The sequence below is a fragment of the Citrobacter sp. TBCS-15 genome (assembly GCF_005280815.1).
Lineage (GTDB): Bacteria > Pseudomonadota > Gammaproteobacteria > Enterobacterales > Enterobacteriaceae > Citrobacter > Citrobacter werkmanii.
In genome coordinates, this window is sequence record NZ_SZWK01000292.1 from 500109 (window position 1) to 512269 (window position 12161).

General features: G+C 53.5%; 11 protein-coding genes. 1 reads left to right on the top strand and 10 read right to left on the bottom strand.

Features of this window, described 5'->3' with window-relative positions; all coding sequences use genetic code 11:
- Position 1: 1 nt before the first annotated feature.
- Genes holA through leuS form a run of 3 tightly spaced genes read right to left on the bottom strand, consistent with a single transcriptional unit; the run spans position 2 to position 4223 of the window.
- Complete coding sequence (gene holA / locus FDW96_RS19975; RefSeq protein WP_038638754.1) at positions 2-1033, bottom strand: DNA polymerase III subunit delta; 1032 nt, start codon at positions 1031-1033, stop codon at positions 2-4.
- The gene (lptE, locus tag FDW96_RS19980; protein WP_137366176.1) at positions 1033-1626 is read right to left on the bottom strand and encodes an LPS assembly lipoprotein LptE; all 594 of its coding nucleotides are present in this window, start codon (positions 1624-1626) and stop codon (positions 1033-1035) included. The genes holA and lptE overlap by 1 nt, the downstream gene beginning before the upstream one ends.
- 14 nt (positions 1627-1640) lie before the next feature.
- Positions 1641-4223, bottom strand: a complete 2583-nt coding sequence (gene leuS / locus FDW96_RS19985) for a leucine--tRNA ligase (RefSeq protein ID WP_094301018.1) — start codon at positions 4221-4223, stop codon at positions 1641-1643.
- A gap of 235 nt (positions 4224-4458) precedes the next feature.
- Here leuS and FDW96_RS19990 point away from each other — a divergent pair, with 235 nt between their 5' ends.
- On the top strand, positions 4459-4941 hold the full coding sequence (locus tag FDW96_RS19990; RefSeq protein ID WP_079225032.1) for a zinc ribbon-containing protein: 483 nt from the start codon (positions 4459-4461) through the stop codon (positions 4939-4941).
- A gap of 106 nt (positions 4942-5047) precedes the next feature.
- On the opposite strand, the gene rihA is transcribed toward FDW96_RS19990, so the two are convergent.
- The 7 genes from rihA to corC all read right to left on the bottom strand — a co-directional run bounded on the left by rihA (position 5048) and on the right by corC (position 12107).
- On the bottom strand, positions 5048-5983 hold the full coding sequence (rihA, locus tag FDW96_RS19995) for a pyrimidine-specific ribonucleoside hydrolase RihA (protein WP_137366177.1): 936 nt from the start codon (positions 5981-5983) through the stop codon (positions 5048-5050).
- 116 nt (positions 5984-6099) lie between these two features.
- The gene (gene gltL / locus FDW96_RS20000; RefSeq protein ID WP_042309800.1) at positions 6100-6825 is read right to left on the bottom strand and encodes a glutamate/aspartate ABC transporter ATP-binding protein GltL; all 726 of its coding nucleotides are present in this window, start codon (positions 6823-6825) and stop codon (positions 6100-6102) included.
- The gene (gltK, locus tag FDW96_RS20005) at positions 6825-7499 is read right to left on the bottom strand and encodes a glutamate/aspartate ABC transporter permease GltK (protein WP_003022757.1); all 675 of its coding nucleotides are present in this window, start codon (positions 7497-7499) and stop codon (positions 6825-6827) included. Before gltK ends, gltL begins: the two co-directional genes overlap by 1 nt.
- Positions 7499-8239 carry a glutamate/aspartate ABC transporter permease GltJ gene (gltJ, locus tag FDW96_RS20010; protein WP_038638776.1) on the bottom strand — a complete coding sequence of 247 codons (741 nt, stop codon included), beginning with the start codon at positions 8237-8239 and terminating at the stop codon, positions 7499-7501. Before gltJ ends, gltK begins: the two co-directional genes overlap by 1 nt.
- Positions 8240-8398: 159 nt before the next feature.
- The gene (gltI, locus tag FDW96_RS20015) at positions 8399-9307 is read right to left on the bottom strand and encodes a glutamate/aspartate ABC transporter substrate-binding protein GltI (protein ID WP_003022762.1); all 909 of its coding nucleotides are present in this window, start codon (positions 9305-9307) and stop codon (positions 8399-8401) included.
- A gap of 358 nt (positions 9308-9665) precedes the next feature.
- Entirely contained in the window at positions 9666-11204 is a 1539-nt protein-coding gene (gene lnt, locus FDW96_RS20020; protein ID WP_061381657.1) for an apolipoprotein N-acyltransferase, read from the bottom strand.
- Between the two features lie 24 nt (positions 11205-11228).
- The gene (gene corC / locus FDW96_RS20025) at positions 11229-12107 is read right to left on the bottom strand and encodes a CNNM family magnesium/cobalt transport protein CorC (RefSeq protein WP_038638785.1); all 879 of its coding nucleotides are present in this window, start codon (positions 12105-12107) and stop codon (positions 11229-11231) included.
- Between the last annotated feature and the right edge of the window lie 54 nt (positions 12108-12161).

Genomic DNA, 12161 nt, shown 5'->3' on the forward strand with positions numbered 1-12161 from the left:
ATCAACCATCAATAAAAACATCGGCCAGCGATTTATGGCAGAGCAAAAGGGAAAGTCCCTCAAGTTCTGCCCACACTGACTGACCATAGTCTTGTTTAAGCGTAATTTCCGTACGTGTTAACAGCGTCACCGCCTGACGCAGCTGTGCCGGATTTAGCCGGTTAAGCGCATCTCCCATCATGCCACGGCGATTTTGCCACACACGATGTTTATCAAACAACGTGCGTAAGGGCGTATGGGCCGACTGCCGTTTCAGGTTGACCAGCAGCAGCAATTCGCGCTGTATCGTACGCAGTAAAATAACCGGTTCGCTGCCTTCAAGGCGTAACTGTTGCAGGATGTGCAGCGCGCGCTTGCTTTTGCCCATCAGCAGAGCATCCACCCAGTGGAATGGCGTAAAGTGCGCGGCATCGTTAACGGCTTTCTCCACGCGAGGCAGCGTGAGTTTGCCATCAGGCCACAGTAATGCTAACCGCTCAAGTGCTTGCGCCAGAGCTAACAGGTTACCTTCATAGCAATAGCACAATAGCTGATTGGCTGCGTCATCCAGTTGCAGGTTGTTAAGTTTCGCTCTCGCGGCAACCCAGCGCGGTAGTTGTGCTTGCTCCGGTGTCTGGCAGCTAACCTGAACCGCGTTATTCGCCAGCCCGGTATACCATGCGCCGTTTTCCTGTGCCTTAGTCAGTTTGTTGCCGCGAACAATCAGCAGCAGATCGTCATGAAGCAGAGTGACCAGCGACGCGAGTTGTTCGTTAATGGCGGCATTGGGGCCATTTTCAGGCAACTGCAAAAGCAGCGTTTGACGACTGGCAAACAGGCTCATCGCCTGGCAGAGTGAAAATATTTCTCCCCAGTCGGTGCTGGTGTCCAGAGTAAAAGCGTGGTGTTCTTCGAATCCTTGCGTTGCGGCAGCCAGACGGATGGCATCCTGGCTTTCCTGCAATAAGAGGGGATCGTTGCCCAGTAGTAAATACGCCGCGCGCAGCCCTTCATTGAGCTGTGCGCGGAGTTGTTCAGGGTACAACTTGAGCATCAGTTACCCAGCGTGGTGGAAACACGTGCTGGAGATGACGCAGGCGCTGCGGCTGGCGTCGCTGCTGGCTCGGCATCCGCACTGGAGGACCGAGTGTCGGCCAGATGTACGCTTGGCAGCTTACGAATCAACTGTTCTGCCGCTTTGTCGTACATCTCTTTGATGATCATGTCCTGCTCGTTATCCTTCGCCAGCGCAGCCTGTGGGTTGTCAAAGAACGAACGATAAACTTTAGCGCTGATGGGGTAAATATCGTGTCCCGGAATCAGCACGGTGGCGCTTACGGACATCACCATCTGGTATTCAGCCGTTTGACCGTTCTGGAATACCGACGCCGTATCCTGCGAAATGCTGACCGCGCCAAGGCGTAAGGACGTCACATCTTTACGCATTGAACCGTCTTCAAGCAGCGTAACGCCGTTCAGACGCAACTGATTACGAACCGCGCGGCTTAACGGGCCGTTCGGATCGCCAGAGTTCAGAATCATGGTTTTCATTGAGGGTGGAACCTGCGTAGTACTACGCAGATGCCAACCGCACCCGGCGGTGACCAGCACCGCCAGAGATAACAACAATGTTGTCAGAAGTCGCACGCTTCCTCCCGCGCTTAGCCAACGACCAGATTGAGGAGTTTACCCGGTACATAAATCACTTTACGTACGGTAACGCCATCAAGATATTTTGCCACCAGGTGTTCCTGGCCAGCACGTTCACGAACCTGTTCTTCGGTGGCGTTTACCGGAACGGTGATTTTGCCACGTACTTTACCGTTAACCTGAACGACAACCAGCGTTGAGTCTTCAACCATAGCGCTTTCGTCAGCTACTGGCCACGGTGCGTTATCGATATCGCCTTCGCCTTTCAGCGCCTGCCATAGGGTGAAGCAAACGTGTGGGGTGAACGGGTTAAGCATACGCACAACGGCCAGCAACGCTTCCTGCATCAGGGCGCGGTCCTGCTCGTCTTCCTGTGGCGCTTTCGCCAGCTTGTTCATCAGCTCCATAATCGCCGCAATTGCGGTGTTAAAGGTCTGACGACGACCGATATCATCGGTGACTTTAGCGATAGTTTTGTGCACGTCGCGACGCAGCGCTTTTTGATCTTCGCTCAGAGCATCAACGTTCAGGGCAGCGACATCCCCTTTGGAAGTATGTTCGTAAACCAGTTTCCAGACACGTTTCAGGAAGCGGTTAGCCCCTTCAACGCCGGATTCCTGCCATTCCAGGGTCATGTCAGCCGGAGAGGCGAACATCATAAACAAACGCACGGTGTCTGCGCCGTAACGCTCAACCATCACCTGCGGGTCGATGCCGTTGTTTTTGGACTTGGACATCTTGCTCATGCCGGTATACACCAGTTCATGACCTTCGGCGTCCTTCGCCTTCACAATACGACCTTTTTCGTCGCGTTCAACGATGGCATCAACCGGAGAAACCCAGTTACGCTCGCCGTTGGCGCCGACGTAGTAGAACGCATCTGCCAGCACCATGCCCTGACACAGCAGCTGTTTAGCCGGCTCGTCAGAGTTGACCATGCCCGCGTCGCGCATCAGTTTGTGGAAGAAGCGGAAGTAGAGCAGGTGCATGATGGCGTGTTCGATACCGCCAATGTAGATATCAACCGGCAGCCAGTAGTTAGCGGCTTCTGGATCCAGCATGCCTTCGTTGTACTGCGGGCAGGTATAACGCGCGTAGTACCAGGAGGATTCCATAAAGGTATCGAAGGTGTCGGTCTCACGCAGCGCAGGCATGCCGTTAATGGTGGTTTTCGCCCACTCAGGATCGGCTTTGATCGGGCTGGTGATGCCGTCCATGACCACGTCTTCCGGCAGAATAACCGGCAGTTGATCTTCTGGTGTTGGCAGCACGGTACCGTCTTCCAGCGTCACCATCGGAATCGGCGCGCCCCAGTAACGCTGACGGGAAACGCCCCAGTCGCGCAGACGATAGTTAACTTTACGCTCACCCACGCCTTTAGCGACCAGCTTGTCAGCAATGGCGTTGAAGGCAGCTTCGAAGTCGAGGCCGTCAAACTCACCGGAGTTAAACAGTACGCCTTTTTCAGTCAGTGCCTGTTCCGACAGATCCGGCTCTGCACCTTCGGCGGTCAGAATGACCGGCTTGATGGTCAGGCCATATTTGGTGGCAAATTCGTAGTCGCGCTGATCGTGACCCGGAACGGCCATCACGGCGCCTGTACCATATTCCATCAGGACAAAGTTTGCCGCCCAAACCGGGATCTCTTCGCCAGTCAGCGGGTGAACCGCTTTAAAGCCAGTGTCGACGCCTTTCTTCTCCATGGTCGCCATTTCGGCTTCAGCAACCTTGGTGTTGCGGCATTCGTCAATGAAGGCGGCCAGTTCAGGGTTGTTCGCGGCGGCTTTCTGCGCCAGCGGGTGACCAGCGGCAACGGCCAGGTAGGTCGCACCCATAAAGGTATCCGGGCGGGTGGTATAGACGGTCAGCGTGTTGTCGTAACCGTTCACGTCGAAGGTGATTTCCACACCTTCCGAACGACCGATCCAGTTGCGCTGCATGGTCTTAACGGTGTCCGGCCAGTGATCCAGGTTATCCAGATCGCGCAGCAGTTCGTCTGCGTAAGCGGTGATTTTAATGAACCACTGCGGGATCTCTTTGCGCTCAACTTTGGTATCGCAACGCCAGCAGCAGCCGTCGATAACCTGCTCGTTGGCGAGAACGGTCTGATCGTTCGGGCACCAGTTGACCGCAGAGGTTTTCTTGTACACCAGGCCTTTTTTGTACAGCTCGGTGAAGAACTTCTGTTCCCAACGGTAGTATTCCGGGGTGCAGGTCGCCAGCTCGCGGCTCCAGTCATAACCAAAGCCCAGCATTTTGAGCTGGTTTTTCATGTAGGCGATGTTGTCGTACGTCCACGGTGCCGGTGCGGTGTTGTTTTTAACCGCAGCGCCTTCCGCAGGCAGACCGAACGCATCCCAGCCAATAGGCTGCAGTACGTTTTTGCCCAGCATACGCTGGTAGCGGGCGATCACGTCACCGATGGTGTAGTTACGTACGTGGCCCATGTGTAGTCGACCAGAAGGATAGGGAAGCATAGACAGGCAGTAATACTTCTCTTTGCTCTCGTCTTCGGTCACTTCAAATGTGCGCTTCTCATCCCAGTGAAGCTGTACTTTGGATTCTATCTCTTCCGGGCGGTATTGCTCTTGCATGGCAGCCAGTGGTCCTGTTTTCAATACAGCTACAAACGTAGCTCTAGATGTGGTGTTTCAGATCCGCATAGCATAGCCCAAACGCCCGCGCCAAAACAGCCTTTCGCGCATTCAGCGTTGAATTCCCGCAAGGATAATTCTTGCACGAATTTACACACTCTGTGGACAGTCTTGCAAAGCGTAGCGTAAATAACGTCTATTATTATAGACAGTTAACGACCCAGGAGGTGAAGTGATGAACAAGGTTGCTCAATATTACCGCGAACTGGTGGCTTCACTGAGCGAACGCCTGCGTAACGGCGAACGCGATATTGATGCGCTGGTGGAGCAGGCGCGTCAGCGAGTTATGCAGACCGGGGAGTTAACGCGAACCGAGGTGGAAGAGGTCACCCGGGCCGTCAAACGTGACCTGGAAGAGTTTGCGTTGAGTTATGAAGAGAGTCTCGATGAGGAGACTGACAGCGTCTTTATGCGGGTTATCAAAGAGAGTATCTGGCAAGAACTGGCCGATATTACCGATAAAACGCAGCTCGAATGGCGCGAAGTCTTTCAGGATCTCAGCCATCATGGGGTTTATCACAGCGGCGAGGTGGTCGGCCTGGGCAATCTGGTCTGCGAGAAGTGCCACTTCCATTTAGCGGTATACACCCCGGATGTGCTGCCGCTGTGCCCGAAATGCGGGCACGATCAGTTCCAGCGCAGGCCGTTTGAGCCTTAATGATTAGACGTGCCAAACGTCATTTGTAGGCCTGATAAGATGTGTCAGCATCGCCATCAGGCAATATGCCGGATGGTGGCGCAAGCGCCTTATCCGGCCTACATTTTTACGCGTAATATCTTAAACGTTCTGCCAGCAGATCGACAAACCCCTGGCGATCCACGTCCACAATCACGGTGGCGTTTGGCTTATTGCCGCTCAGGAAGTAATAATCCACCACAGTCATCCCCTGGGTGTATTTGCCCTGGGTTTCCACGCCGACCCAGCGCTCGACGGTGGTAAAAAGTTCAGGTTTCAGCAGCCAGGCAATGGTACATGGGTCGTGCAGCGGCGCGCCGATGAATCCCCATTTTTCGTCTTTATGATATTCAAAGAAAAAGTCGAGTAGTTCTGCCACGATCGTCGAAACAGGGTTGCCGATAGCGCGGAATCGCTCGGTATCTTCACGATGTATTTGCGCTTTATGCGTGACGTCCAGCCCGGCCATTACCACTGGGATACCTGACTGGAATACGATCTCAGCGGCTTCAGGATCAACATAGATATTGAATTCCGCCGCGGGCGTCCAGTTCCCGAGGCCCATCGCACCACCCATAATCACGATACGGGCGATTTTGGCGTGCAATTCCGGGTGGCTGTTCAAAAGCAATGCGACGTTAGTTTGCGGCCCGGTGGAGACAATGGTCACCGGTTCCGGGCTGTCCCGCAGGGTTTTTGCCATCAGTTCCACGGCGGTACAGTCCAGAGGAGCGAAAGCGGGTTCCGGCAATGCCGGGCCATCCAGCCCACTCTCACCGTGGACGTTATCGGCAATAATCAGATCGCGCATCAGCGGTTTTACGGCTCCGCCGGCTACGGGGATATCCGTACGGTTGAGTAACGTTAACATGCGTAATACGTTACGCAGCGTTTTGTCGGGCGTCTGGTTGCCGGCAGAAGAGGTGATTGCTTTCACATTCAGTTCAGGTGAGGCGAGGGCGAGAACAATTGCGATAGCGTCGTCATGACCTGGATCGCAATCAAACAGAATAGGAAGTGCCATTGTTGCTCCTTGTAAGTGGGACTTTGTGACAAGGGTAACGCTGGGCTGTACCTGTTTCGAGAAGTGAAGAGATAAAGCGTGAGGTGGCGCGCACATAGCGGTGCGCGCCAGCAAGATTAGTGCAGGATTTTCGCGAGGAAGTCTTTGGCGCGGTCCGATTTCGGATTGGCGAAGAACTCTTCTTTCGGTGAGTCTTCAACAATTTTCCCTTCATCCATGAAGATCACCCGGTTCGCCACTTTCCGCGCAAAGCCCATTTCGTGGGTCACCACCATCATGGTCATTCCTTCATTGGCCAGTTCAACCATGACGTCCAGTACTTCGTTGATCATTTCAGGATCAAGCGCAGATGTCGGTTCGTCAAACAGCATGGCGATAGGATCCATGCACAGTGCCCGGGCGATGGCGACACGCTGTTGCTGTCCCCCGGAGAGCTGAGCCGGAAACTTCTCGGCATGGGCCGCCAGACCGACACGCTCCAGCAGCTTCTGCGCTTTTGCGCGGGCAGGCGCTTTATCGCGTTTCAGCACTTTGACCTGGGCCAGAGTCAGGTTTTCAATGATCGACAGATGTGGAAATAGTTCAAAGTGCTGGAACACCATGCCCACACGGGAACGCAGTTTGGCCAGATCGGTTTTTTTGTCGTTCACCACGGTACCATCAACCGTGATGATGCCCTGTTGTACCGGCTCCAGACCGTTTACCGTTTTGATAAGCGTGGATTTACCGGAACCTGAAGGGCCGCAGACCACGACCACTTCACCTTTTTTCACTTCCGTAGAGCAGTCGGTCAGCACCTGAAAGTGACCATACCATTTAGAAACATTTTTCAGGGTAATCATTAAACTGTCCTTTTCTTCAAATAGCTGACCAACAACGATGCGCTCAGACTGAATACAAAATAAACGGCGCCAGCAAACAGGATCATTTCAACCTGCGTGCCGTCACGCTCGCCAATGGTGGAGGCGGTACGGAAGAAATCTGCCAGACTTAATACATAGACCAGCGAGGTATCCTGGAAGAGTACGATACCCTGGGTAAGCAGCAGCGGCACCATCGCGCGGAAGGCCTGCGGCAGAATAATGAGCTTCATCGACTGCCAGTGGGTCATCCCCAGCGCCAGCGCGGCGCTGGACTGCCCACGAGAAATACTCTGGATCCCAGCCCGGATAATCTCTGAGTAGTACGCGGCTTCAAACATCGAAAACGCGACCATCGCCGAGATCAGGCGAATATCGGTTTTTGGCGACAGACCCAATACGTTTTGCAGGAAGCCAGGCACAATCAGGTAGAACCACAGCAGTACCATCACCAGTGGAATAGAACGGAATACGTTGACGTAGCCTTTCGCAAACCAGGCTATCGGCGCGAAGCTGGACAGACGCATGACCGCCAGGATCGTTCCCCATACGATACCAATGACGACCGCCGTGACAGTGATTTTCAGCGTGATGATCAGCCCGTCCAGCAGATACGGCAGGGAAGGGACAATAGAACTCCAGTCAAATTCGTACATTATTTGCCTCCCATATTGCCCGGCAGGCGGATCTTGCGTTCGACGAGATTCATCACCAGCATGATGACAGCGTTAATCAGCACGTAGGCCAGGGTAATAGCCGTAAACGATTCCCAAGCGTGGGCGGAGTAATCCAGCAGCTTACCTGCCTGAGCAGCCATATCGACCAGGCCGATGGTGGAGGCGATCGCGGAGTTCTTCACCAGGTTCATCATCTCTGAGGTCATTGGCGGAACAATCACGCGGTAAGCGTTTGGCAGCAGAACATAACGATAAGCCTGAGGCAACGTCAGCCCCATTGCCAGAGCTGCGTTTTTCTGCCCACGAGGCAGAGACTGAATAGCAGCGCGAACCTGCTCGCAGACGCGCGCGGCGGTAAACAGCCCCAGACAAAGCATGGATGAAAGGAAGAACTGAATATTGGGATCCAGTTCCGACTTGAACCACATACCAATGTTTTCCGGTAACAGTTCAGGAATGACCAGATACCAGGTGAAAAATTGGACAATGAGCGGAACGTTACGAAACAGCTCAACGTACAGGGTGCCGATCCCGGCGAGGAAGCGGTTGGGGACTGTGCGTAAAATGCCGAATAAAGAACCGATGAGGAAAGCGATAATCCAGGCCGTAATGGATAACGCGACCGTGACCTGGAAACCACTCCAGAGCCAGCCGAGATAGGTGGTGTTGCCGAACGGGGCTTGTTGTAAAAAAATGCCCCAGTTCCAGTCTATAGACATAAATCTACTCCAGAAAAAAAAGGGTAGCAGCGCTACCCTCGAAGATTGTTATTCGGCGTTTTGCGGTTTTCAGGCCTGATGGGGAACGACCATCAGGCTTATAGTCTGTCCGTGCCGGGTAACAATCGAGAGGGAGGGGAAGCCTCCCATTTATTTTAGTTAGTTAAGCGCTTTATCATTCGGTTCTTTGAACAGGGCTTTCATCTCGTCTGACAGTTCGAAATTCATGTTCAGGTTCTTCGGTGGAATTGGGTTTTTAAACCACTTATCAAACCATTTTTCCGCTTCGCCTGAGGTCTGCGCCTTGGCGATAGTGTCGTCCATCAGCTTTTTGAACTCAGGGTCATCTTTGCGCAGCATGCAGCCATAGGCTTCCTGAGACTGTGGCTTGCCGACGATCTCCCAGTTGTCTGGTTTCTTCGCCTTCGCGCGTTCGCCAGCCAGCAGGGCGTCATCCATCATAAAGGCAACGGCGCGGCCGCTTTCCAGAGTACGGAAAGAGTCACCATGGTCCTTCGCGCTGATGATGCGCATATCCATTTTTTGTTCTTCGTTCAGCTTGTGCAGCAGCACTTCCGAGGTGGTACCCGAAGTCACGACCACGGCCTTGCCTTTCAGGTCAGCGAAATCTTTAACATCACCGCCTTTTTTCGCCAGCAGACGGGTGCCAACAACGAAAATAGTGTCAGAGAATGCCGCTTGTTTTTGACGCTCGACGTTATTGGTGGTGGAGCCACATTCAAAGTCGAAGGTACCGTTTTGCAGCAGCGGGATACGGTTCTGTGAGGTGATCGGGATCAGTTTTACCTGTAGGTCAGGCTTGTTGAGTTTTTTCTTCACGGCTTCAACGATGGCGTTGGAGTAATCCTGTGAATAACCGACCACTTTTTGCTGATTATCGTAGTAAGAAAACGGTACCGATGATTCACGGTGGCCGACAACGATAACGCCATTTTTGGCGATCTTGTCCAGCGTGCTGCCTGCCGCTGGTGCTGCGTCTTCTGCGTGCGCCAGACCGGCGGACATTCCCATGACCAGCATGGCAGTGGCGAGCTTACGTAATTGCATATCCAACTCCTTTATCGTCTGCGCCAGGGACGCATTGATACCCATTGTGATGTTGTTATTGTTTGCTACTTAAACGTGCAGTCTTGTATATGTTTGTTAACATTTAGTTTGGATGAATGTAAAGAATTTGCTGTGTTATTGTTTATTTTTGCGAAGTGCGCCGCACCATTTGGGGGCAAAAATATCTTGTTGCACTTTTCAGGTGCTACCAAAGCTCAACTTTGGTGCGACCAGGTTGCACATTCAGCCAAAACGGCGTTTGCCTTGTATAACAAAGCAATAGGCGTGCCAGAATGGGCAAGGTAGGGAGTTTTGTCGGCCGGATAAACACATCGTTATCCGGCCCGGGGAAGGAAGGTTATTTACGACGCTGGCGCAGGCTCATTACCAGCGCGCCAAAGCCAAACAGCGCGGTAAGCAGCCATAGCGGCCAGTTACCGGTACGGGCATACGGGGTTAAGCCCGTGGTTGGCGTCACGCTGGTGGTCAGAACCTGGCGGGTAAACTGCGGGATCATCGCCTGAATCTCACCCTGTGGACCAATCACCGCCGTAATACCGTTGTTGGTGCTACGCAGCAGCGGGCGCGCCAGTTCCAGGGAACGCATACGCGCCATCTGGAAGTGCTGCCACGGGCCGATAGACTTACCAAACCACGCATCGTTAGAGATGGTGAGCAGATAATCCGTATCCGGGCGGAAGTTATCGCGAACCTGTTCGCCAAGAATGATTTCGTAGCAGATAGCTGCGGTCAGCTTAAAGCCATGCGCATGCAGCTGTGGCTGCACATACGGTCCGCGGCTGAACGACGACATAGGCAGGTCAAAGAACGGCGCTAACGGGCGCAGGATCGATTCCAGCGGAACAAACTCGCCAAACGGTACCAGATGGTTTTTGTTGTAGCGGTTGCTGGAGTCGTAGTTGTACGGACTGTCTTTACCCAACGTGATAATGGTGTTGTAGGTGTCGTAACGGTTCTGCTTATTCAGCCGCGCGTCTACGATACCGGTAATCAACGTGCTGTTTTTCGATTTCAGCAGGTCATCCATCATGCTCAAAAAACGCTGCTGGTTAATTTCCAGGTCCGGGATAGCGGACTCCGGCCAGATGATCAGCTGTGATTTGCCCATTTCAGGCTGGGTGGCGTCGAGATAAATTTTCAGCGTATTAAGTAGCTGACCTTCATCCCATTTGAGTGACTGTGGAATGTCACCTTGTACCATCGAAACCTGAGTCGTTTTTTCCGGCTCAAGCGTATACCACTGGATGTAGCGCAGCGGGAAGGGCAGAGCGAAAAGCACCACGCCTGCAACCAGCGGTTTCCAGTTACGCTGTACGATAGCCAGCGCCAGCAGGCCGCTGACCATCATCAGCAGGAAGTTAATCGCTTCAACGCCCATCACCGGCGCCAGCCCTTTTAGCGGGCCGTCAATCTGGCTGTAGCCGAACTGCAGCCACGGAAAGCCGGTCAGCACCCAGCCCCGCAGGAACTCGGTTATCTGCCAGACAACCGGCGCGGCAATGGCGACGCGTAGCCAGGTTGTTTTCGGCCACAGGCGTGACAACACGCCAGCAAACAGACCGGTATAGAGTGAAAGGTAGGCGGCAAGCAGTACCACAAGGAAAACGTTAACCGGACCTGGCATACCGCCAAACTGCGCGATGCTGACGTAGACCCAGTTAATGCCGGAACCAAACAACCCCAGGCCCCAGAAGTAGCCGATAGCGGCGGACTGAAGTGGACGGCGGTTGAGGGTGAGAGCCTGCAGGCCCATCAGCGATACGATCGCCGCAGGCCAGATGTCATACGGAGAGAAAGCCAGCGTCCCGCAGGCACCGAATAATAACGCCAGCAGCAGGCGAATGCGCTGGCGTTCAATTAGTGAGGCAAATGCCATGTAGTCTAAGATCCAGTTTCGGGTTTATTCGTCCAGTTTGGGCTGGGGTGAGTCGTCCGGAATTCTGACATGAACCTGAATAATACGACGGCTGTCGGCCATTGCCACTTTGAACTGGTAACCATCAATGTCGATAGTCTCCCCACGAGCGGGCAGATGACCAAAGGCCTGCATGACCAGACCGCCAATGGTATCGACTTCTTCGTCGCTAAAGTGGGTGCCAAAGGCTTCGTTGAAGTCCTCAATTGGCGCCAGCGCGCGAATGGTCCAGGTGTGGCGACTGAGCTGACGGAAGTCGATATCATCTTCTTCGTCGTACTCATCTTCGATTTCACCAACGATCAGTTCAAGGATGTCCTCAATGGTCACCAGACCAGAGACACCGCCGAACTCGTCGATGACGATAGCCATATGATAACGCTGGGAGCGGAACTCTTTCAGCATGCGGTCAACGCGCTTGCTTTCCGGTACGACAACCGCCTGGCGTAACACTTTCTCCATGCTGAAAGCTTCGGCATCGCTGCGCATAAACGGCAGCAGATCTTTGGCCATCAGAATCCCTTCAATGTGATCTTTGTCTTCGCTGATCACCGGGAAACGCGAGTGGGCTGACTCGATAATGACATCGAGGCATTCATCAAGGGTCTGGTTGCGTTTCAGGGTAATCATTTGCGAGCGGGGGATCATGATGTCGCGAACACGCTGGTCCGCAATGTCCATCACCCCTTCGAGCATATCACGCGTATCTTCATCGATAAGGTCGTTCTGCCCGGAATCACGGATCAGCTCCAACAGTTCGTCGCGGTTTTTGGGTTCACCGTGGAAAAGTTGGCTCAGTAACAGGGAAAAAAATCCCTTTTTGCTGGTTAACGTGTCACTACTGTGTGAATTGTCGTCGCTCATGGCGTCGTATGGGTTCTCATGTTAGTTAATAGGTCGCTCAATGCGCGTAAACTC

What these genes read in the sequence shown, in the direction of transcription:
- holA (WP_038638754.1), bottom strand. Translation starts at nt 1,033, where the DNA reads ATGCTCAAGTTGTACCCTGAACAACTCCGCGCACAGCTCAATGAAGGG.
- gltK (WP_003022757.1), bottom strand. Translation starts at nt 7,499, where the DNA reads ATGTACGAATTTGACTGGAGTTCTATTGTCCCTTCCCTGCCGTATCTG.
- corC (WP_038638785.1), bottom strand. Translation starts at nt 12,107, where the DNA reads ATGAGCGACGACAATTCACACAGTAGTGACACGTTAACCAGCAAAAAG.
- gltL (WP_042309800.1), bottom strand. Translation starts at nt 6,825, where the DNA reads ATGATTACCCTGAAAAATGTTTCTAAATGGTATGGTCACTTTCAGGTG.
- gltJ (WP_038638776.1), bottom strand. Translation starts at nt 8,239, where the DNA reads ATGTCTATAGACTGGAACTGGGGCATTTTTTTACAACAAGCCCCGTTC.
- leuS (WP_094301018.1), bottom strand. Translation starts at nt 4,223, where the DNA reads ATGCAAGAGCAATACCGCCCGGAAGAGATAGAATCCAAAGTACAGCTT.
- lnt (WP_061381657.1), bottom strand. Translation starts at nt 11,204, where the DNA reads ATGGCATTTGCCTCACTAATTGAACGCCAGCGCATTCGCCTGCTGCTG.
- rihA (WP_137366177.1), bottom strand. Translation starts at nt 5,983, where the DNA reads ATGGCACTTCCTATTCTGTTTGATTGCGATCCAGGTCATGACGACGCT.
- FDW96_RS19990 (WP_079225032.1), top strand. Translation starts at nt 4,459, where the DNA reads ATGAACAAGGTTGCTCAATATTACCGCGAACTGGTGGCTTCACTGAGC.
- gltI (WP_003022762.1), bottom strand. Translation starts at nt 9,307, where the DNA reads ATGCAATTACGTAAGCTCGCCACTGCCATGCTGGTCATGGGAATGTCC.